This window comes from Metabacillus sp. 113a (genome assembly GCF_050107635.1).
Taxonomy (GTDB): Bacteria; Bacillota; Bacilli; order Bacillales; family Bacillaceae; genus Metabacillus_B.
Genome location: NZ_JBNILJ010000005.1, coordinates 51,717 through 71,654, shown reverse-complemented (window position 1 = coordinate 71,654; position 19,938 = coordinate 51,717). Strand labels below are relative to the sequence as shown.

The window sequence follows — 19,938 nt, the reverse complement described above, 5'->3', positions numbered from 1 at the left end:
GCCGGGTATTCTCGGATTGATCATTAGCTGCTCTTCACTGGGTTTCCTCCGAATCCATCCCTTTATTTCGAAGCCTTCATGATTTCCCTATATGCCTGCCCGGCTGCTTTCCAGTTTTTATTCCGGCCAAACATTGTTTGAAAAAGGGTTTTGAATGGTTTGTATTTGCCCTTGTATGGAAACCATTGAATCTCGGTGTTCCGTTTCCCGCTATCTGTCATGACAGATTTCTCATGGCAAAAGATTCGGAGACCTTGCTCACCATGGTAGCGGCCGATTCCACTGTTTTTTGCCCCTCCAAAAGGAAGATTCGGGTTCATCACCGTCAGCATGACATCGTTTATTGCGGCATTCCCAGTCACCAGGCTTGCTACGACCCGTTCAGCCTTTTCCATATCCCCCGACCAAACACTTGCGTTGAGTCCATAGCTGGTACCGTTCGCAAGCTCTATAGCTTCCTCTTCTCTGTCAAAAGGCATGATTGGCATCACAGGGCCAAACGTTTCCTCCTTCATGATGTCCATCTCTTGATTTACGTTAAGGAGAACCATCGGTTTTATGAACATGGAATCATTATCCCAATTTTCCGGTGCATCGCCTGCAGCAAGTACCGCTCCTTTATTCAGCGCATCTTCAACCTGTTCTTTGACAATCTGAATTTGCTTGGGAAACGTCATTGAACCAAGATCATCATGAATCGACGTTCCTTGTTTCAGGTTCATCGTCAGCTCCTGTACTTTCCGGACAAAGGTTTGATACACAGAGCGCTGCACATACACCCTTTCCGTACTCATACATACCTGCCCGCTGTTCGTAAAAGCTCCCCAGACCGCCGCTTTTGCTGCCCGTTCCAAATTAGCATCCTCAAATACAATCATAGGATCCTTGCCGCCAAGCTCAAGCGTTGTCGGGATCAGATCCCGGGCCGCTTGCTCTTGAATAATTTTCCCGGTCTTTACAGATCCAGTAAAGAAAATATAGTCCGGCTTCTCTTTTATGAGTGCCTCCCCAAGCTCTTTTCCTCCCTGGGCGACCTGGACAATTTGATCAGGAAAACGGGATTCCTTGAAAAGAAGTTCAATTAGTCTTCCTGTAAGCGGCGTCACCTCGGAAGGTTTTAAAACTACGGCATTCCCGCCTGCCATTGCACTTAAAACAGGAATAAGAGAAAGCTGCAGCGGATAGTTCCATGGAGAAATAATCAGCACTGTACCCCTCGCCATGTATTCTATATAACTTTTCTTGCCCCAAAACAGCACGGGAGTGGATTGGCTCTGCCTGTTTAATGAAGCTTCTGCCGTTTTTTCTATATGCTGAATATAATCAATGACAGGCATTATATCTGTAGCCAGTGCTTCTGCCTTCGGTTTTCCTGTATCGGCATGTATGATGGTGCTCAGCTGGTCAAGCTTGGATGCCATTAGCAGTCTTAATGATTGAAAATAGGCAAGCCTTTCGCTGACAGATTTTCCTTGCCAATCTTTTTGTGCCTGTTCAGCCTGCTGATAAATTCTTGCTGTACTGCTTAACGAAACCTCTTCAATTTCTTTCATTTCTGTACCTGTGGCTGGATTGATTGTTTTAAGCATAATTTTTCTCCTCCTCAGCTGATTGCTTGTTTTTATAATAATGAACGAGTGCCGGTGCGTATTCCCTTATATTCGGGCATGTGAGTCCTGAGCCTTCAAGGTGAGCAAGTAAATTGGTGCAATCGTAGCGGACATGATACTGAAAATAATCAAGTGCCTCTCTTTTCGTATTCAGCCAGGAGCAAACCCTTTTAGAAAGGCCCATTTTTGCCACCCTCAAAGGCAAGCTTCCTGCGGGGGAAATGCTGAGCAATTCTTTCAAAAACTGTTCATACAGTTCTCCTATTGTACCGGGATCAGGGTCTGTTACATGGAAAACATGTCCTGCCGCATTCTTTTTATGGGAAAGGTATAAGACGGTTTTTACTAGAAAATCTACAGGAACCGTGTTAAACGGCACCATCCCATTACCGAGTCTGGGCATGCAAGGCAAAAACTTCAGTTTGCTGAACATATTCAGCATATAATAAGGGCCGTCAAATTTGCTGGTAACTCCTGTAAGAGAATGGCCTGTTACGATTCCGGGCCGGATGATGACTGCAGGCAGCTCATTCATCCTTTCCCGGACTTTCTCCTCTGCCGTAAACTTGGTCGATTCATAATGGTTTTTAAACCCGTACTGCCTGAAGTAATCCTTCTCAAGGATCAGCCCCTCCCTCTTACCGGACACGTAAGCCGTACTGAAATATGTAAAACAATCCAGCTTCATGCCGCATGCCCACTCTACTACATTCTCCGTTCCGGTTACATTCACCTTTTTTGCCGATTCGGGTTCGACTGCCAAATCATAAATAGCAGCTAAATGAAAAACGTGAGTGACCTCATTGCTGATTTCTGATTGTAAAGCCTTGCTGATCCCAAGCCCTTTTAGCGTGATATCACCCGTGACCGCTTTTGCCTTCCCGCCAGTTAAATACAGAATCTCCTTCTCGGCTTGCTTTCTCCATTCCGGCAGTACAAGTACGTAGTAAAAATCAAATAGATTTTGGATGACCGCTTCTTTAACCATTTCCCTCGCAATGAATCCCGGGAAACCTGTTATAATACATTTCTTCATTTATTCCCACTCCCTCCCGAATTTGCATATTTTTCTATTCATCATACCATGGAAACGTATACAAACTAACGGTATTACTTACGGAAGAGGCGATGCGGATGCATACAATGTGGAAAGGGTCTGTCAGGTTTGGATTAGTCAATATTCCAGTAAAGCTCTATGCCGCTACGGAAGACAAGGATGTCAAACTGCGAAGCCTTCATAAAGAGTGCCATACCCCTATTAAGTATGAAAAAAAGTGTCCGAACTGTGACCGGGAGCTTGAAGCCGGGGATATTGTAAAAGGGTATGAATACGTAAAAGGAAAGTACGTCATTTTATCCGACGATGATTTAAAGGAAATAAAGGGGGAGCACGGGGACAAAGCAGTGGAAATCGTAGATTTTGTCAAGCTTGAAGACATTGATCCCATTTATTTTAATCGCAGCTACTTTTTAGGACCTGGCGAAAATGGTTCTAAAGCATACGCGTTACTGCGGGAAGCCCTGCAGCAATCCGGAAAAATAGGCGTGGCTGAAATGACGATCCGGTCTAAGCAGCAAATGGCGGTTGTCCGTGTTTATAAAAATTGCTTAGTAATGGAAACCATTCACTATCCGGATGAAGTTCGTTCAGCTTCAGAGGTGCCTTCAGTCCCCGAAAAAACGGATATTCAGAAAAAAGAACTCGATACGGCTATGCTGCTTATTGATCAGCTGACGGCTGAATTCGATCCTGAGCAATACAAAGATGATTATAGAGAATCGATGCTTAAGCTAATAAAAAGCAAAATAGAGCAAAATGAAGGGACAGCCATTCCGGAAGATGATTCCCGGGAAAATGTTGTTGACCTAATGAGCCAGCTTCAGGCCAGCATTGAAAAATCGAAGCCGAGACCCCCAAAAGCAAAGGAAGCGGAGCCTGAAAAAAAAGAGAACGGAACAGCAGGGAAAAAGAAACGGACGGCAAGAAAGAAGGCTTAACGTTCTGCAATCCAATGAGAAGCCTCCCACAATGAAGCAAACTGAGCATCCCCAAGATCTGGCTGATCACCAATATACAAAACGGTGGTTCCTGCACTGCGGCCTGCAGCGATATCAGCCTCCCGGTCACCAATCATGTAAGAACGGGATAAGTCTACATTGTGTTTAAGAGCAAGCATAAGAATCATTCCCGGCTCAGGTTTTCGGCAACTGCAGCCGCTCCCTGGAGTATGAGTGCAGCTAATTGTTTCGTGAATGACTCCCCCTTTCTCAGCAATCTGCTTAGTCATTTCTTTATGCACTTCCTGAAGAGCATGCTCTGACATGTATCCAAGGCCAACTCCGCCTTGATTAGTTACGACAAATACCAGGAAACCTTTGTCATTCAGCAGTTTAACTGCCTCACCCACTTTATCAAGCAAATAGAACTGATCCGGCCGATTCACAAATTTAACACGCCGGGTCAGAACTTCATTGATCACTCCATCACGGTCAAGAAATACAGCTTTTTCCATAGCAAGCACGGCTCCTTTTTAAGCTTTTCTGCATTCCACAACAGCAAGCAAACGGTCTCGATTAGGTTATTTCAATGAATGAGGTGTTCATCTTGAAGCCGATGCTCCCAGTTTTGTCATCCAGGATCCCCGAAGGCCCTGAATGGGTCTATGAAGTGAAGTATGATGGCTTTCGTGCCATTTTATACATAGAAGAGGAATCCGTTTCCATGGTAAGCAGGAACGGGAAGGACTTAGCCGTGCTATTTCCTGAAATCATTGAATTTGTGTCTGGTAAACTGCCTGCATTAAAGCCTTATCTTCCCTTGACCATGGATGGGGAACTGGTGTGCCTTAAAACAGCCTTTACTGCCGATTTTCAGGAGCTCCAAACTCGCGGACGCCTCAAATCCAAAGCCAAAATCCAGCAGTACTCCTCAGAACAGCCTTGCAGACTGCTCGTTTTCGACCTTCTTGTTCTAAATGGACAGTCAATTTCAAACGAGCCTTATTATAAAAGAAAAGAAAACCTTCATATGCTGTTTAATCAATTATTGTTTCCACTAATGCCATCAGCTGACTCCTTGACCCCGCTCCAAATGATCCCTTATACACTCAATCCGGCAGAACTTTGGGAGCAGATTGAGCTTCATGGTGCAGAAGGAATGGTCGCAAAACAGCCAAAAGGAAGATGGGAAGCAGGGAAAAGAACGGAAACGTGGAAAAAAATAAAGAACTACCGCCGCACTGCTGTTTTCATCACTGCGTACAATCAGGAAAACGGCTATTTCGAGACAGGTTTGTACAAAGATGATACTGTGATTTCTCCAGGATCTTTTTCACATGGGATAAAAGGAAAAGAAAGGGAGGCCCTTATTCAAACCATTAAGAATAATGCCCTTTCCCGCAGCAGGGATCATTTCAAGATCGCGCCTGCATTATGCGTTCAAATCAAATTTCTATCCTTTTTAAACGAATTCAGGGAACCCTCGTTTGATTCTTTTCTATTTAAAGGGGATCCTTCCCTCTGCACATGGGAGCAGCTTCAGCTCGACAGCTCCCCTCTTCATCATGACGTCCAGATTACTCATCCAGACAAACCGGTATGGGAAAACCCATCTATTAATAAAAGGCAATATATCCTTTACCTCATCCAAATAGCCCCCCATATGCTGCCCTTGTTGAATAGCAGAGCTCTCACACTCATCCGCTATCCTCATGGGACTTCAGGTGAAAGGTTTTATCAAAAGAATGTACCGGATTACGCTCCCTCATTTGTGCAGACTGCTGAAGATGAAGGGATCGAATACATAATTTGCAGGCATCTTTCAGATTTAGTCTGGCTTGGAAATCAGCTTGCGCTTGAGTTTCATCTTCCATTTAAACGGTATTTTGAATCGATGCCGATGGAAATTGTTTTTGATTTGGATCCTCCATCAGGAGATAAATTCAGCCTTGCGATTATGGCAGCCAAAGAGATTCATCAGTTATGCAAGGAGTTCGGCCTCGCCTCTTATCCGAAGCTGTCCGGCGGAAAAGGGATTCAAGTTCACATTCCCCTATCCGGTAAAAAATTGACCTTTGAAGATACGAGAACTTTTACAGGTTTTATCGCGGATTATTTAACTAAACGCTTTCCAGATCAATTCACAACAGAGCGGTTTAAGAAAAAACGCGGAGGCAAGCTTTATCTGGATTATTTGCAGCATGGAGAAGGGAAAACCATCGTCGCTCCCTATTCACCTAGAGGAGCTGAGGGAGCCCGGGTGGCAGCACCCCTTTTATGGGAGGAAGTAACTGATGAGCTGTCTCCGGAAGAATTTACGATTGTTTCCGTTTTTGAGCATATTAAAAAAAGAGGCTGCCCTTTTGAAGGATACCTAAGCAGCCCCCAAGACGAAGCAGTCTCAGACATAATAAAATTTATTAAGAAGGCAAAACAGCAGCTATGATGATTGAATCGTTCAGAGGTTTTTTTTGCTGCCGTCCGCTCAATTGATTAAAACGTAACTTTTCTCCTCGTTTCCTGATCAAAAAGACTATAAAGCACTGGGATCACATAGAGTGTCAAAAGCGTACTGACAAGCAAGCCGCCAATTACGGTCATTCCCATCGGACGGTTGATTTCGGTGCCTTCCCCAATTCCTAAAGCAAGAGGCAGCAATCCGAGAATGGTAGTGAGCGCGGTCATTAAAATAGGGCGCAGCCTGACTGAGGATGCCTCAACAAGAGCATTCGGCAGGCTCATCCCCTGCTTTTTCCTTTGATTGATATACTCCACTATGACTATCGCGTTGTTGACGACGATTCCAACCAATACGATAATCCCAATCACAGACGACAAACTGATCGGGGTATCTGTCAGTAAAAGCGCACCCGCCACACCGATGGTCATCAATGGAATCGTAAACATGATCACGAACGGAAATTTGAATGATTCAAACTGGGCAGCCATCACAATATAGACGAAAATGACAGCAAGAACAAGAGCAAGAACCATGTCATCAATTGAGCCTTCCAGCAGTTCCCTGTCACCGCTAAAAGAGATTTCCGTTTCAGCAGGTATAGATAAATCTTTTATTTTTTTATCTGCTTTATTTGAAACCTCGCTTAAATTAGCGGAGTCCTTGTAAAGGATAGAAAATTGCACCGCATCCTGTTTATCGATTCGTTGAATAGATGCCGGCGCCTCTCCGCGTTTTACTGAGGCTACCTCGCCGAGTTCGATAAATCCCCCTTGTGGCTTCTTGATCAGCAATTTCTTCAGCGATTCAGCACTGTCCGTCACCTTCCCGCTATAACGGACGGTAACGTCATAAATTTCATTGTCCTCCTTGCTGTCAAGCTGGAAAGCATTCGTTCCTCTTGTAACGGTTTCGACGGCCATTCCTATCTGGGCTGGAGTGAGCCCTTGATCCAGTGCCTTCTTCCTGTCTACTTGAATCTGAATTTCTTCTCTTGTTTCATTTAAATCTGTTTCAACTTTATTTACCTCAGGCAGTTCCTTTAATGCCTGCTCCATTTTAAGAACTGTTTCATCCAACCGCGCTTTATCCGCATCCTTCACATTGAATGATAATGTATTAGGTGTTGAACCGGTTGTAGACTGGAGGTTAAAGGATAGCTCTGCTGAAGCATTAAGATCAGCGGCTTTTTTTTCGAGTTCCTCTTTCACCTGGTCCACCAGCTCAAAAGCCGTCACCTTCCGATTTTCTTTTTTGGTAAGCTTGACATACGTTTCTGCGATATTGGAAGAATTCGTTCCTCTAAATGATTCTTCCTGTGTAGTCCCGATTAAGCTTACGGTCACATCCACCGCTTCATTCTCAGATAGGCTGGACTCGATGGCATCCACTACCTTCTCTGTCTCAGCCAGGGAAGTCCCATTGTCCAATTCAGTACGGATCGTGAAAAAACCTTCATCTGTGTTCGGCAGAAAAACCGCTCCAACATTGGTTAATCCGGCTATACTTGCGGCAAAAAGGGCTCCTGTTGCGGCCAGAACAACCAGCCGGTGCCTCAAGCACCAGGAAACCGACCGCTCATACCCTTTCATCACGCGTGATTCTCTTCTTTTCGACTCAGTCATTTTTGGAGGCTTTATCAGCAATTTAGAAGCAAGCATCGGCACAACGGTTAAGGCAACGACAAGTGATGCAAAAAGACTGAAGGCAATCGTCAACGAAAACTCTTTAAATAAATCGCCGATCAGCCCTGTTATAAAAATAACCGGGACAAACACTGCAATCGTGGTTAAAGTAGAGGCAATAATCGCAGGCCCCACTTCCTTCGCTCCTTCATAGGCTGCCTTTTTTGGAGCTTTTCCCATTGACAGATGCCGGTAAATGTTTTCGATTACGACAATCGCATTATCGACAAGCATGCCAATCCCAAGGGCAAGACCGCCGAGGGTCATAATATTCAGGGTGAACTTTGAAAAATACATCAGCACAAACGTCACAATGACTGAGTAAGGAATGGCAATACCGATAATAAGCGGACTGCGGATATTCCGAAGAAATAAAAACAGTACAATCATGGCAAGCGCACCGCCAATAACGAGCGTGCTGAGCATATTGCCGATGGCGCGGTCTATGTAATCCCCTTGATCAAATATAATGTTATATTCAATATTTTTATATTTATCGTTCTTGAGCAATTCCTCCAATCTTTCCTGAAACTCAGCAGAAACGGCTGCTGTATTTGCATCAGATTGCTGAAGGACGCTCAAAAGCAGCGAAGGCTCCTGATTTTCCCTCGTAATGGTTTCCTGTTCCTTCTGCTTTAGAGAAACATCTGCCATATCTTTAAGCAATATGTTTTCCCCTGTTTCAGGTGATTTCCCAATTGCCAGGTTTTCCAGAATATCCACAGAATCTATAACACTAAGTGTTCTCGTCGTCAGCTCTTTACCGTCAGAAATAATTGGATCACCAGGTGACGATACGGAATTTGCCCGGATTCTATCGACTATATCAGCCTGGGAGAGCTGATACTGTTTCAGCTTTTCCTGGTCCAGTTCAACCGCTACCTCATTTGTTAATTCACCGGTAAGGCTTACGCTGGCAACCCCTTTAATTTTGGCTAGTTCCTCTTCCAGATCCTCTGAAAGGACCTGCAGATTGTCTGATTCGTCTGTTTTAGCGGACAGAGACAGCTGGATAATGGGGAACTGTGATGGATCAAATTTAAGAAAACGCGGCTTGTCTGCCCCATCAGGAAGAGGAGCAGATGTCATTCTCTCAATGATCTCATTCTCCAAATCCTCAATATTGGAAGTCCAGGAAAACTGGAGCAAAATCAAGTTGGAGTTTTCTTCAGAGGTTGAAGTCATCCGGTCCAGCCCCTCAAGGGTTGAAAGGGATTCTTCGAGCGGCTTGCTGACCTTTTCTGAAATTTCCTTTGGTCCGGCTCCCTGATAGCCTGTAACGACAACGCCAACAGGAGGGTTTAATTCCGGGATTAGCTTGAGCGGAATCCCGATAAAGGATACTGCACCTAAAATAAGGACAAGGATCATCGTGACCAATGTAAAAATAGGTCTTTTTATAGAAAAGAGGCTGATTTTCATTTAAGTGACTCCTTTTAATCATTCGTTAACCAGATTCTTTCATAGTTTTCCTTTAAATACAATTTTTAACTCGTTTATCCTTCCGGAGATTTATCCCGCAGCCGGCTGGTGCCGCTATTCTGCCAGGGTCAATGAACAGGAGCTTACAAAAAGATCTGGGATGCCCGCTAGCCTGATTACCCCTCTTCAGGGTCCTGCTGTAAGCCTCTTCTCTCGGTCCCTTGGGTACCTGCTCCGGAGTCCGCAGGAAGTGGGGTGCTTCTCGCCTAAGATGATAAAAGGGAAACGCCGGTATGCGTCTCCCTTTTAACGGTCTGCTTTTTCCAGACAGCCTCTTCCTTCTTCTGTCAGCTTCCTGTAATTCAATGCAGCTGTGATTTGGATTGTTTTGCAAGCAATTCCGTTATTTGATGCTCCGGGAGCGGTCTGCTGAACAGAAACCCTTGCATATGATGGCAGCCATGGGTCCCCAGAAAATGCGCCTGCACTTCTGATTCCACTCCTTCTGCAATCATTTGAAGACCTAGATTTTCAGCAAGCCCGATAATCGCTTTAATGACAATTTCATCTTGCTTGCTGCTAAGCATATTGTGAACAAAGCTGCGGTCAATTTTTATTTTATCGAGAGGAAGCTGAGTAAGGTAGCTTAATGAGCTGTAACCTGTTCCAAAGTCATCAATGCTTAAATGAATCTTAATGTTTTTCAGTTCCTGAATGGTCCGGATAAACATTTCACTGTTATGCATGGACAGACTCTCTGTAAATTCAAGCTCGAAATGATTCGGGCTGATTCCATTTTCTTCTAACACACGGGATACCATTGAAACGAGATCCGGCTGGTAGAACTGTTTGATGGATAAATTCATGCTGAGACGCAAAGCAGGGGAATTTGTCGCCTGCCATTCCTTTAGCTGACGGCAGGCTTCATGCATGCTCCACTTGCCTATTTCAATTATCAGTCCCGTTTCTTCCGCGATCGGAATAAATTCAACTGGAGAAACAATTCCCAGAAGCGGATGGTTCCATCTCAGCAAAACCTCCATTCCGGTAATACTGTTTGTCCTCGTATCGTATTGCGGCTGGTAATAGAGCAGGAGCTCCTTCCTTTTTAAAGCGTGCATAAGCTCTTTTTGCAAAAAATACCGTCTCTCTATTGCCTGGCTTTTTTCTTCGCTGTACGTCCCAATAGCCGACTCTTTATTTATTTTTAATGCCAGATCACTCTTCTTCAGCAGCATATCCGGATTTGTTCCGTGGTCCGGATGAATCGCTGCGCCAAAGCTGACCTTCACTTTGTATTCGCGCCCTTCTGTAAAAAAACGGGTTTTGAAGTTCTCTGCCGTTTCGTTTGCGAGTCTGTAAAAAACATCTATATCGGTAATGTTTTCGATTACAACCACGAATTCGTCATTGAAAAAACGCCCGACAAAATGAGGGGCTGGGACACTGCTGCGAAGCTCCTGCCCAATTTCTTTTATGATTTTATCGCCAATGTTCTTTCCAAACATTTCATTGATATATTTAAACCGGCTAATGTTAACTTTAATAATTGCTGAACGGCCGGAATCATTTAACGTTATTTCCTCTAATTTTTTCATAACGGTCCGGTCATTAGGCAGCATCGTAAGTTCATCGAAGCAAGAAGAAGCGCGCAGTTCCTCATAGGCATTTCTCATGTCCGTAACATCATGAAAATTTAAGAAGACCCCGCCCTGCTCATCATCTTGGGTTAATACAGGAACAGACGTAACACAGCATACCCTGCCGGAGGGAAGACAGACTTCACCTGAATATGGCGTTTGTAATTTCACAGAGGAATGAATCAATTTTTCAGATTCAGAAAAACACTCCTCTGTCAAAACACATGATAAACTGACTCCTGACAGCTCATGGACGGGAAGATTAAAAAGCTTGGCTGCCGATATATTTGCATTCAGAATCCTTCTATCTTCTGCAAGATGTAATATAGCATCAGGATGAAATTCATACAGGAATTCAAAAGAGTTCTCCTGCTTAAAGGCTTCCTTTTTTAACGGGCGATTTAGAGGCATTAAACTCCCTCCTTCCAAAAAAACAGATTATGTATTATGTATCGACATGTTTTGGTCTTTCTGCAGGGTAAAAAGGCTTATTCTGCAAGTAAAGGAGAAGTTTGTTTAAAAAGCACGGTTTTGCAAACACTACCGGTATCGTTCTGTCTAGGAGATGTCTGATATGCCCAATTTCTTCTGGTACCTTCTCCTGTTCATCTTCACCGGTTTAATGCTCTATTCAGCAGGGATAAAAGATAAAAAAAGAGCCATTGTGCTATGGCTGTTCAATTCAGGTTTATCCTACTTATTTGAATTAGTCGTGTACGTCATGTACAACTGTTATCTGTACAAGCCTGACGTGTTTAAGGATCCCTTTGTGGATAGTACCTTCGGTTCCATATTCAGTCAAGGTCTCTCAGTCCCAGCTGCCGCAACCGTAGCTGCTCTTTTTAAATCGGGGGCAGCTTCCATTCTTATATTCAGTTATATATTTTCAGCCATTGAAGTCCTTTTTCTGCATCTGGATATATATGAACATGTTTGGTGGAAAACTTCATATACCTTTTTCTTCATACCGGTCTTATTTTCCATATCAAAACTTTGGTATTGGCTCCTAAAAAAAGGACGGATCCAAACTCTTTTTATTACCCATTACGTCTGTATGATTACCCTCTCAACCACCATTACATGGCTGTTGTTCGCAATCCGCCCGACCGTACTGTTTCATTTCGGTCTTTTTGAGGAACCAAGCCGGGATCATACGTTTGCAAACGCCATCTACTTTATAGCAGTCAGCCTGTTCTATTCGATTTTCGCTTTTACAAAATGGAAAACCTTAAAGCTTCTGCTCTTTATCCTTTTACTGGCTGCTGATTATTTGCTGGTTCAACATCATGTGATTCTGATTCATCATGCTATGGATGGTGCAGGTCTTGTCCTGACGCATCTATTTTTTTTGGGGGCCAGCCTGCTGCTGGAAAAGCAGCTGCATAGGCATGAAGAATAGACAGTGAGAGCCTGGCGCAAAACGCCAGGCTCACTTTCATTACCTGAACAGCAAATGCTGACTGTGGAGTCCGGCCTTTTTCAAGAGCTGAATCAGCTGATCCTGTTCCTCAGTTGAAAGCCCTGAAAAAGCACGCGTAATTCGAAGAGCATGAATCGGATAAATTTCATCAAGGTAAGTTTCCCCTTTGGCTGTAAGCTTTGCATAAATAGACCGCTTGTCACGGGGGTCCTGCTGGCGGACGATGTATTCGTTCTTTTCCAGCTTATCAATTACATACGTGACATTTCCGCTTACAAGAAGAAGCCTAGATCCGATTTGCTGAAGCTTTTGCGGACCTTTTGTGTACAGCAATTCCAATACAGCAAACTCTGTCGGGTTAAACCCGTGCTCTTTGCTATCCCTGATTGAATGCTCGGAAATACTCTTAAACGCTTTCGCAAAAACCCTGAATAAGGCCAACGCCCGGTCGGTTTCTTCTTGAGTATAAGAAAATCTCATATTCATCGCCCTCTTAAATATTCTCAAAATTCTCAAATTTTATCTTTATTTTACTATGAATACAAAGAGAATTAAAGGGCGATTTTATCCATTGGTGCAAATTGCCTGTTTTTTCTGAAATAAGGGATACTGAATCAATATAGAGAAGATGGATAGCAAGCAGAAAAATGGTGTCTTTCCTGTGAACGGATCGGAGAAAGCTGAAGGGTATGATGAAGCACTCTTTTCCGGTAAGAAGCCGGCGATTTACAAAAAAGGAGTCTGCATGTCCGGCAAACTCTTTTAAGGTGATGCCGGCTTGCGTTTAATGGCCGGGATGCTATGGTAAAAGTAAACATACTCATTTTTCAGCTCAGAAATGGTCATTTTTCGAAGAACTTCATTATTATAAACCCCAATCGCAAGCAGCTTTTGGGAATAGTAATTTCTTTGTTCCTCAAGTGCGAATTTTAAAAGCTTGCTCATTGTTCTTACCCCCTTCTGCTTTTTATTGGCTCTGCCTGCCGCCGCCCTGTACTTTTCGCTAAGCAGCCAGCTGCATGATTCTGCGAAAACTCTCTGATAAGTAAAAGGCAGTCCTCCCGATAATCTTCCAAAAATAGCAAGGTCAGCCGAAAACTTTAAAGTTGATAAAGCCATCTCATACTTCTACATTACCCAATCTTTGTAAGCGGACGGTTAATCCATTGTAAAAATTACTGAGCCTGATATTAAGATTGTTTAAAAGTATGTGATTTATGAAAATGGTGAACAATGATCCTATCCTATACGAAAGAGGGATCGCCCATGGCTGTTGTACTTTTTGCTTTTGATCAGAAAAATAATTTTTATTTTTTAAATAAAAATGAACCTGATGCAGCAGCTCTTATGCTTCTCTCAAACGGGCAAGCTGATCTTTCATTGTATGTTTTCGAACATGGAGAGTTCAGGGAGATCACCGTACTGTATCATCCCGATTTCCTTCAAGGGTGGCTTGCGGATTTTCAGAGAACCGTCCATTTAAGGAGATTGCCTGTTCCTCTTGATTTGTCCGTTTTGGACAAAGCGCAGTAATTCATACGTGTCTTTTCCTGCTGTCCTCAACAGTTCCTCAAGCAGCAAATCCCTTTTCAAATCCAGCTCGACCAGAGTTTGGGCAAGCTTTATTGCTTTGCCGCGTTCCATTTCTTATGCCCCCTTCGTTCAACTGGTTCTAAGTTTAGCTCTCATTGGTAAACAGCCAGAAATCCCAGACAGACTTCCTGTTATTGTTAAGCTATAGTTGGTTTCAGTCCATTGTTTAAAGCGTAAAGCGTGAGACTACAGAGAAAACAGCCGGATAGGCGCGACCCCCTTGCTGAGAAGTGAAGAGAAGGCTCACCGCCCGCCCCTGAATGAGCGACCGCTTGCTGCCTGCAATCAACCGCCAAAATGAACATAGCCTGCTGTTAAAGCAAGTTTAGCTTACACTCTTCCCCTATTCCCGGTTTTTGATATAAAATCTGACATGTTGTTTTTAAGAAGAAGCATAAATGGAAGGAAATCTAACACAACCGGAGATATTCAAGGCTTACTGTTGTATAGTGGAGGAAAGATTTGTTTCCTCAGAGGAGTGAGTCAAATGCATGAAGAACGGTCTTACAAGGATAAAAAAGTCATCTCAATCGGAACGGTAAGCGAACTTACAGGTTTGTCCGTCAGACAAATCCGGTATTATGAAGAGCGTCAGCTGATTTCTCCTCAGCGAAGCTCGAAGGGAACAAGGAAATATTCATTCTTTGATGTAGAGCGGCTCATGAACATAGCGGACCTCAGAGAAGAAGGAGTACAAACGACTGAAATTTTAAAAGACATTCGAAAAAAAGAAGAAAAGCATAAAAACCCCGCTCAGCTGCGAAAAAAAATGCTGCAGGGGCAGCTTAACGCTCATTTTCAGTATAAAAGCAACTAACGTGTTCATCTAAAAAGGATGTTCCTGCCCGGAACATCCTTTTTTTCAGCCCTTAAATTCATTCACCGACATAGCCAGTTTTTCAGAAAGTCCTGATAAATGTATAGAATTTTCTCTGACTTTCTCCATCGCAGAATTTGCCTGTTCAGCAGCAGCTGCCGTTTCCTCAATACCGGCAGCTGCTTCTTCAGAGACACTGGCAATATTAGCTATCGCCTCATCCATCTTTCTTCCTCTGCTAAGCAAATCTTCTAGCCGGCTGGAAATCATTGAGATGCCTGCAGTCACTGCGCCAACTTGACCGCGGATCACCTCGAACGTCTGACCTGTTTTTTCAATTGAAGTTTTCCCTATCAGAACCTGCTCATACCCTGAGCGCAGCTCTCCTGCAACCGACTTTGTTTCAGACCTCACGCTTTGAACGATAAGATCAATGTCTCCTATTGAAAGGGATACCTGCTCGGCAAGTTTGCGGACTTCATCAGCTACCACCGCAAAACCCCTCCCGTGTTCTCCTGCTCTGGCCGCTTCTATCGCGGCATTCAAGGCAAGCAAATTCGTTTGGTCCGCAATGGACTGGATGACTTCCATCAGCTTTGAAATTTTTTTGGATTGCTCATCCAGACCCGCCACCTTCGTAACTGAAGTCTCCATAATGCTATGGATTTTATTCATTTCTTCTATAGAATGTTTCATCAGCCTGCTTCCGGCTTCTGTTTCCTTGAGCACGGCTCCAGATGATTTTGACGCGGATTCTCCTCCTGCCGCCGCTTCATTGATCTTCGCAAGAAAATGCCCCATATTTTCTGACATGTCTGCAGCCGTGCCAGCCTGATTTTCAGCTCCCAGCGTCAGCTCATTCATAGTAAAAGCGATTTGTTCACTGCCTTCCTTAACTTGTATCGATGAGCTTTGAAGTCTGTCACTTTGATATTCAACCTCCCTTGCGGCCGATTTAATTCCATCGACAAGTGAAATGAGGGTATCGTTCATCGTGTTTGCCGAATTAATCAGCAGTCCCAGCTCATTCTTGGAATTGGAGGGAAGGGCTTCTCTGGTAAGCTGTCCTTCAGTTATTTCATTCAGTTTTTTTGTAAGAAGGGAAATGGGACCTGCGATCATTTTAGACATTCGAAAAGCTATGTATAGTCCTGCTGAGACAATAAGTGCAGAAAGAATAAGGATGATGAGTGAAGCAGTTTCTCCTCCGCTTATAATCTGATTACCCGAATCCATGATCTGTGTTTCTCTTTGCTGAGCAATTTCCTGATATTCTTTTATCAGTTCATTGGACACGGTTTGCGGTTCTTTCGCTAATGTTTGAACAGCCTGGATTCTGAACCCACCTTCATACGGTTCAATCACTTCCTCCTCTAACAGCTTTTGCCAGTTTCTCGTTTTGGCAATTAAGATTTTGATCTCCTCTGAAGAATTCAGATCCAATAACTGCTGCTGTAAAGCTGCTCCTTCTTTTTTCAGTGCTTCGTATTCTTCTTTATAAGAAGGATTTTCATAAAGAAAATAGGCTCTGATGGATGAAGCCTGCTGTGCAAGATTATAGGATAGCTTTTCATCCAGTATCAGCGCAGCCGTTTCTTTATTAACAATCCGTTCTGTATCCATTTTAGTTTTGTAAATAACTCCGAAGTTCAATGCTGCCATCAGTACACTTAAACCGATCAAAATACTAAAGCCCGTTACAAGCAGCTTTCTGACACTTTTCGGTTTTTTTTCTTTTTTTATCATCTGTATCCCCCCTGATTCTAAATTCCCCCTCCTATTTTACTATTAGAAAGTTCTAAAAGAAATGACTTTTATGTATATTCAGCAAATTAATGAGATTTTTGTCAAATAATGCACTTTTTTGTCTAACTCTTTTCCTAAATAATCCTTTCATTACTGATTATTCTTTCGATATAATATAAGCAGAAGGAATCGTTGCCATCCGGAAAAGGGAAAACAATAAAATGAAAAGGGAGGGAGTTCGGTGAATCTGTATGAATCGGTTGTGGAAAAGTATCGCCAGAGAATGGTTGATATTGCCGGGAAGCATGGATATACTGCAAAAGAAACGGTAAGAGCAAGCCAGCATTTGGATAAACTTCTCAATATGAGCTCCCAGCCGACTCATCAGAGTACAAACCGATCCTTTGGCCCTATAAAAAAAAGCTGATTCAGAATGAACTGAGTCAGCTTTTTTATTGTAAATGCTGGAGAAATGAAGTGGCAATGCCAAAGTAGATAAGCAGGGACAAAATGTCATTCAGGGTTGTAATCAGGGGTCCGGATGCTATGGCAGGATCAATTCCGAATTTGTTGAGCACAATTGGAATGACGGTGCCGGCCATCGTACCAATGATCAGGGTTAAAAACAAGGATGAACCGACTACCAGTCCGAGCAGCGGATTTCCCTGCCAAATCACAGCAATAGCAGTAATCAACATTCCGCAGACGGCCCCTATTAACAGTCCGACCCTGAGTTCCCTGAGTATCAGCCCTGCAACCATTCTGGCATCCAGATCATTTTGTCCGAGGCCGCGAATCACTACGGCTAGAGACTGAGTACCTGTATTCCCTGTCATACCCGCAATCATTGGCATAAAAAAGGCGAGGGCTACCACCTCATTTAATGTTCCTTCAAATACACTAATAATGCTTCCGGAAACCAAACCGATGAACAGCAGCAAAATCAGCCAGGGGAGCCGGCGATATGCTGCGGTTAATGCCTTCGTTTCAAAATCAATGGATTTTCCGGAGGCGGCAAATTTTTCATAGTCCTCATTGGCTTCTTGGATTACGATATCAATCACGTCATCTACTGTAACAATTCCTGCAAGTACGTGGTTTTCCTCAACTACTGGCAAAGCCAGAAAGTCATACCGTTCAATCAGTCTGGCTACTTCCTCCTGATCGGCATCTGCTTTAATGGATATAACACGTGTATACATGATGTCTTCAATCAGTTCATCACGTTCACCTAAAATCAGGTCTCTGTAAGAAATGACTCCTACAAGCTGCTTTTGTTCATTTATGACATATAGATAATTGATTGCTTCTGCAATTTCCGCGAAGGATTTGAGCTTGACTACAGCATCCCGGACCGTATAATGGTTCGGAATCCATACATATCGATTGGTCATGATCCGTCCAGCTGTCTCTGGCGGGTAATTCATCAGCGTTTGAACTGCTTCGGACTCTTCTTGTTCCATACTTGAAAGCAATTGATCTTTCAGCTCAGAATCCAGTTCCTCCAAAAGCTGTGCCAGATCGTCATTATCCATTTTATTCATTACATGAACGCCTTTAACCTTGCCGATTTTATTAAAAAGGGCAAGCTGATAAGGTCTTTCTAATTCCTGCATCAGAACCGTAATATCGTCAACATTCATAAAGGATAAAAAGCGGGCATAGTGTTTTTCAGGCATTTCTTTAAAAACACTCGCCATATCGTAGGGCTGGAGCTCTTCAATCAGTTCCCTGAATTCCTTGCGCTTGCCATCACGCAGAAGAAGGATAATCCGCAGCAGGATTTCATCATATGTCATATTTTTCACCATGAGGTGTCCTCCTTACTATTCCGCGGAGGCCTCCCAGACAGCAAAGAGTAAAGGCAGGTTCCATTCCGCGAAATGCATACTGTGAGTATCTGAATCAATCGTCTGTGACATTTCCGATCGGGGAATTTCCATGCCGTTACCTCCCAAAAAATTAATTCAAGTGATATGATTAACTTACTGAGTGCTCGCTAAGCAGCTAACCCTATAAAAAAAACACACCGGGAATGAAGGCGTGCAAAAAACAAGCATTTCATTCTTCCATCGTAGAGCTTTAGCACTGTGCAGCATAGGAAAAAGATCCAGCTGCATTAAAAATCACCTTAAGCCGATGATTCCTGTTGACCCATTGGCGTCTTTGGACATTTTTGGGCAGCAGCGTCTCTCCACACAGGAGCCTCACCTAACGAAGAATATATTGTATTCACACATTGACATTACATAATTTCACGAAACCTGTCAATCAAATTCAAACTAAGCCGATTTCTTCTTCATCTTATGCAAAAACGAGGATGGATGAGGGGAATAAAGCGCCTATTTTTATGAGGAAGGTGTCCGCGATGAGAATTGAATACCTGAGCAAAGGAAAACCTAAACGGCTGATGGATCAGCACGGAAAAGCATATGAATCAGGAATCAGCAAATCACCAGCTGCAGAGCTTACGGTCTCAGCAGAAAAAGTATTTGACGATGATGTTGCCAATCACTCATTTCACGGCGGTCCTGACCGGGTACTGTGTGTCTATCCATATGAACATTATAATGTATGGAAGGAAGAATTCGGCAAGGAATTGCAGCATGCAGCCTTTGGTGAAAACTTAACACTTTCCGGGTTGACCGAGAAAGAGGTCTGCATAGGGGACCAATACGAAATCGGAACTGTACTGGCAGAAATATCGCAAGGACGCTATCCTTGTGCGACGATCAACCGGCATACCGGTATCAATCAGCTTCTTTCAAGAGTGATTGAGACTGGCTATACAGGCTATTTTTTTAGAGTTATCAGGCCTGGAGTAATTAGGAATACAGATTGTATTCAGCTGATAAAGCGGACAACATCCATCTCTGTAGCAGATATTCACCATACCTTCTTTCATAACCGCAGGGACGCTGCAGCCATTCAAAAGATACTGGAAGTCCAGCAGCTTGCAGAGGATTGGAAAGGAAAATTGAGGGCTTTATCCAAGAGGCTTGAAGATTAACTGCGCTGTTTTGCAGAAGGCAATGCCGGCCGGGGTGCAAGAATTGTCTTGTCTCGAGTATTTTGTTATTTAGCAAGAAGGCTGAAGAGATTGTTTTGTGATCTAAAGCAGAATTTTCAGCTCGGACCACGTTCAGACTGAAAAAATGGGCCGGAGCAAAGCTCCAACCCCAACTATGTCTGCTAATTCTCTGTACTCGAGACTACAAAATGAACATTTGTCTTTGCCCTCACTTCTTCGGCCAGGGAACCCCGGATGGTTGGAAAACTCAATCTCCCGCCACTGTACATGGGAATCCGGTTGAAACTAAAATTAAGGCTGTGAGAGTAAGGAATCTAAAGCATGATCGGCCTCTCCTTACCTATCCTCAGATGGCAGGCCCACATCTTCTTCAGAAAGCAAATGATAAGATTCTTTTAAAAATAGCGCAGCGCCATCTTTATTCTTCGGATGCTGAACAAGCCTTGCTGGGTCTATATTCAGGATTTGCTTTTCATCTTCGCGGTGTTCCAATCTGGTCCCCCCCTTCACATTTCCCT

The 19,938-nt window shown here is 43.5% G+C and carries 17 protein-coding genes and 1 riboswitch; of the genes, 6 read left to right on the top strand and 11 right to left on the bottom strand.

Annotated elements, in window-relative coordinates; genetic code table 11:
- Window positions 1-62 precede the first annotated feature (62 nt).
- Both ACQCVE_RS10445 and ACQCVE_RS10440 read right to left on the bottom strand, forming a co-directional pair.
- Window positions 63-1,589: an aldehyde dehydrogenase family protein gene (locus ACQCVE_RS10445; RefSeq protein ID WP_426862718.1), complete on the bottom strand. Its 1,527-nt coding sequence runs from the start codon at window positions 1,587-1,589 to the stop codon at window positions 63-65.
- Window positions 1,582-2,646 (bottom strand): SDR family oxidoreductase, encoded by a 1,065-nt coding sequence (locus tag ACQCVE_RS10440; RefSeq protein ID WP_426862716.1) that lies wholly within the window; start codon window positions 2,644-2,646, stop codon window positions 1,582-1,584. The genes ACQCVE_RS10445 and ACQCVE_RS10440 overlap by 8 nt, the downstream gene beginning before the upstream one ends.
- 98 nt (window positions 2,647-2,744) lie before the next feature.
- Here ACQCVE_RS10440 and ACQCVE_RS10435 point away from each other — a divergent pair, with 98 nt between their 5' ends.
- Window positions 2,745-3,608, top strand: coding sequence for a Ku protein (locus ACQCVE_RS10435; RefSeq protein ID WP_426844974.1), 864 nt, complete (start codon window positions 2,745-2,747; stop codon window positions 3,606-3,608).
- On the opposite strand, the gene ACQCVE_RS10430 is transcribed toward ACQCVE_RS10435, so the two are convergent.
- Complete coding sequence (locus ACQCVE_RS10430) at window positions 3,605-4,123, bottom strand: D-glycero-alpha-D-manno-heptose-1,7-bisphosphate 7-phosphatase (RefSeq protein ID WP_426844973.1); 519 nt, start codon at window positions 4,121-4,123, stop codon at window positions 3,605-3,607. The genes ACQCVE_RS10435 and ACQCVE_RS10430 overlap by 4 nt on opposite strands.
- Window positions 4,124-4,224: 101 nt before the next feature.
- Here ACQCVE_RS10430 and ACQCVE_RS10425 point away from each other — a divergent pair, with 101 nt between their 5' ends.
- On the top strand, window positions 4,225-6,054 hold the full coding sequence (locus tag ACQCVE_RS10425) for a DNA ligase D (RefSeq protein WP_426862846.1): 1,830 nt from the start codon (window positions 4,225-4,227) through the stop codon (window positions 6,052-6,054).
- Window positions 6,055-6,101: 47 nt separating this feature from the next.
- On the opposite strand, the gene ACQCVE_RS10420 is transcribed toward ACQCVE_RS10425, so the two are convergent.
- Window positions 6,102-9,173, bottom strand: a complete 3,072-nt coding sequence (locus ACQCVE_RS10420; RefSeq protein WP_426844972.1) for an efflux RND transporter permease subunit — start codon at window positions 9,171-9,173, stop codon at window positions 6,102-6,104.
- 362 nt (window positions 9,174-9,535) lie between these two features.
- Window positions 9,536-11,224 (bottom strand): EAL domain-containing protein, encoded by a 1,689-nt coding sequence (locus tag ACQCVE_RS10415; protein ID WP_426844971.1) that lies wholly within the window; start codon window positions 11,222-11,224, stop codon window positions 9,536-9,538.
- 163 nt (window positions 11,225-11,387) lie between these two features.
- On the opposite strand from ACQCVE_RS10415, the gene ACQCVE_RS10410 reads away from it, so the two are divergent.
- Entirely contained in the window at window positions 11,388-12,212 is an 825-nt protein-coding gene (locus tag ACQCVE_RS10410; RefSeq protein ID WP_426862715.1) for a hypothetical protein, read from the top strand.
- 39 nt (window positions 12,213-12,251) lie between these two features.
- Here the strand turns inward: ACQCVE_RS10410 and ACQCVE_RS10405 are convergent, their stop codons facing one another.
- The 3 genes from ACQCVE_RS10405 to ACQCVE_RS10395 form a co-directional block, all read right to left on the bottom strand.
- Entirely contained in the window at window positions 12,252-12,713 is a 462-nt protein-coding gene (locus ACQCVE_RS10405; RefSeq protein WP_426844969.1) for a MarR family winged helix-turn-helix transcriptional regulator, read from the bottom strand.
- 282 nt (window positions 12,714-12,995) lie between these two features.
- Window positions 12,996-13,178 (bottom strand): Fur-regulated basic protein FbpA, encoded by a 183-nt coding sequence (gene fbpA, locus ACQCVE_RS10400; protein ID WP_426844968.1) that lies wholly within the window; start codon window positions 13,176-13,178, stop codon window positions 12,996-12,998.
- 534 nt (window positions 13,179-13,712) lie between these two features.
- Complete coding sequence (locus ACQCVE_RS10395) at window positions 13,713-13,877, bottom strand: hypothetical protein (RefSeq protein WP_426844967.1); 165 nt, start codon at window positions 13,875-13,877, stop codon at window positions 13,713-13,715.
- A gap of 436 nt (window positions 13,878-14,313) precedes the next feature.
- On the opposite strand from ACQCVE_RS10395, the gene ACQCVE_RS10390 reads away from it, so the two are divergent.
- Window positions 14,314-14,643 carry a MerR family transcriptional regulator gene (locus ACQCVE_RS10390; protein WP_426844966.1) on the top strand — a complete coding sequence of 110 codons (330 nt, stop codon included), beginning with the start codon at window positions 14,314-14,316 and terminating at the stop codon, window positions 14,641-14,643.
- Window positions 14,644-14,688: 45 nt separating this feature from the next.
- Here the strand turns inward: ACQCVE_RS10390 and ACQCVE_RS10385 are convergent, their stop codons facing one another.
- Window positions 14,689-16,389 carry a methyl-accepting chemotaxis protein gene (locus tag ACQCVE_RS10385; RefSeq protein ID WP_426862713.1) on the bottom strand — a complete coding sequence of 567 codons (1,701 nt, stop codon included), beginning with the start codon at window positions 16,387-16,389 and terminating at the stop codon, window positions 14,689-14,691.
- Window positions 16,390-16,630: 241 nt separating this feature from the next.
- Here ACQCVE_RS10385 and ACQCVE_RS10380 point away from each other — a divergent pair, with 241 nt between their 5' ends.
- Window positions 16,631-16,816, top strand: coding sequence for an aspartyl-phosphate phosphatase Spo0E family protein (locus ACQCVE_RS10380; RefSeq protein ID WP_426862711.1), 186 nt, complete (start codon window positions 16,631-16,633; stop codon window positions 16,814-16,816).
- A gap of 25 nt (window positions 16,817-16,841) precedes the next feature.
- Here ACQCVE_RS10380 and mgtE read toward each other — a convergent pair whose 3' ends face one another.
- Window positions 16,842-18,200, bottom strand: coding sequence for a magnesium transporter (gene mgtE / locus ACQCVE_RS10375; protein ID WP_426862709.1), 1,359 nt, complete (start codon window positions 18,198-18,200; stop codon window positions 16,842-16,844).
- A gap of 249 nt (window positions 18,201-18,449) precedes the next feature.
- Window positions 18,450-18,615, bottom strand: a riboswitch (M-box (ykoK) riboswitch).
- A 142-nt stretch (window positions 18,616-18,757) separates the two neighbouring features.
- Here mgtE and ACQCVE_RS10370 point away from each other — a divergent pair.
- Window positions 18,758-19,399: an MOSC domain-containing protein gene (locus ACQCVE_RS10370; RefSeq protein WP_426862707.1), complete on the top strand. Its 642-nt coding sequence runs from the start codon at window positions 18,758-18,760 to the stop codon at window positions 19,397-19,399.
- A gap of 357 nt (window positions 19,400-19,756) precedes the next feature.
- Here ACQCVE_RS10370 and ACQCVE_RS10365 read toward each other — a convergent pair whose 3' ends face one another.
- The gene (locus ACQCVE_RS10365) at window positions 19,757-19,912 is read right to left on the bottom strand and encodes a transcriptional regulator SplA domain-containing protein (protein WP_426844961.1); all 156 of its coding nucleotides are present in this window, start codon (window positions 19,910-19,912) and stop codon (window positions 19,757-19,759) included.
- Window positions 19,913-19,938 lie beyond the last annotated feature (26 nt).

What these genes read in the sequence shown, in the direction of transcription:
- ACQCVE_RS10445 (WP_426862718.1), bottom strand. Translation starts at nt 1,589, where the DNA reads ATGCTTAAAACAATCAATCCAGCCACAGGTACAGAAATGAAAGAAATT.
- ACQCVE_RS10440 (WP_426862716.1), bottom strand. Translation starts at nt 2,646, where the DNA reads ATGAAGAAATGTATTATAACAGGTTTCCCGGGATTCATTGCGAGGGAA.
- ACQCVE_RS10435 (WP_426844974.1), top strand. Translation starts at nt 2,745, where the DNA reads ATGCATACAATGTGGAAAGGGTCTGTCAGGTTTGGATTAGTCAATATT.
- ACQCVE_RS10430 (WP_426844973.1), bottom strand. Translation starts at nt 4,123, where the DNA reads ATGGAAAAAGCTGTATTTCTTGACCGTGATGGAGTGATCAATGAAGTT.
- ACQCVE_RS10425 (WP_426862846.1), top strand. Translation starts at nt 4,225, where the DNA reads ATGCTCCCAGTTTTGTCATCCAGGATCCCCGAAGGCCCTGAATGGGTC.
- ACQCVE_RS10420 (WP_426844972.1), bottom strand. Translation starts at nt 9,173, where the DNA reads ATGAAAATCAGCCTCTTTTCTATAAAAAGACCTATTTTTACATTGGTC.
- ACQCVE_RS10415 (WP_426844971.1), bottom strand. Translation starts at nt 11,224, where the DNA reads ATGCCTCTAAATCGCCCGTTAAAAAAGGAAGCCTTTAAGCAGGAGAAC.
- ACQCVE_RS10410 (WP_426862715.1), top strand. Translation starts at nt 11,388, where the DNA reads ATGCCCAATTTCTTCTGGTACCTTCTCCTGTTCATCTTCACCGGTTTA.
- ACQCVE_RS10405 (WP_426844969.1), bottom strand. Translation starts at nt 12,713, where the DNA reads ATGAGATTTTCTTATACTCAAGAAGAAACCGACCGGGCGTTGGCCTTA.
- fbpA (WP_426844968.1), bottom strand. Translation starts at nt 13,178, where the DNA reads ATGAGCAAGCTTTTAAAATTCGCACTTGAGGAACAAAGAAATTACTAT.
- ACQCVE_RS10395 (WP_426844967.1), bottom strand. Translation starts at nt 13,877, where the DNA reads ATGGAACGCGGCAAAGCAATAAAGCTTGCCCAAACTCTGGTCGAGCTG.
- ACQCVE_RS10390 (WP_426844966.1), top strand. Translation starts at nt 14,314, where the DNA reads ATGCATGAAGAACGGTCTTACAAGGATAAAAAAGTCATCTCAATCGGA.
- ACQCVE_RS10385 (WP_426862713.1), bottom strand. Translation starts at nt 16,389, where the DNA reads ATGATAAAAAAAGAAAAAAAACCGAAAAGTGTCAGAAAGCTGCTTGTA.
- mgtE (WP_426862709.1), bottom strand. Translation starts at nt 18,200, where the DNA reads ATGGTGAAAAATATGACATATGATGAAATCCTGCTGCGGATTATCCTT.
- ACQCVE_RS10370 (WP_426862707.1), top strand. Translation starts at nt 18,758, where the DNA reads ATGAGAATTGAATACCTGAGCAAAGGAAAACCTAAACGGCTGATGGAT.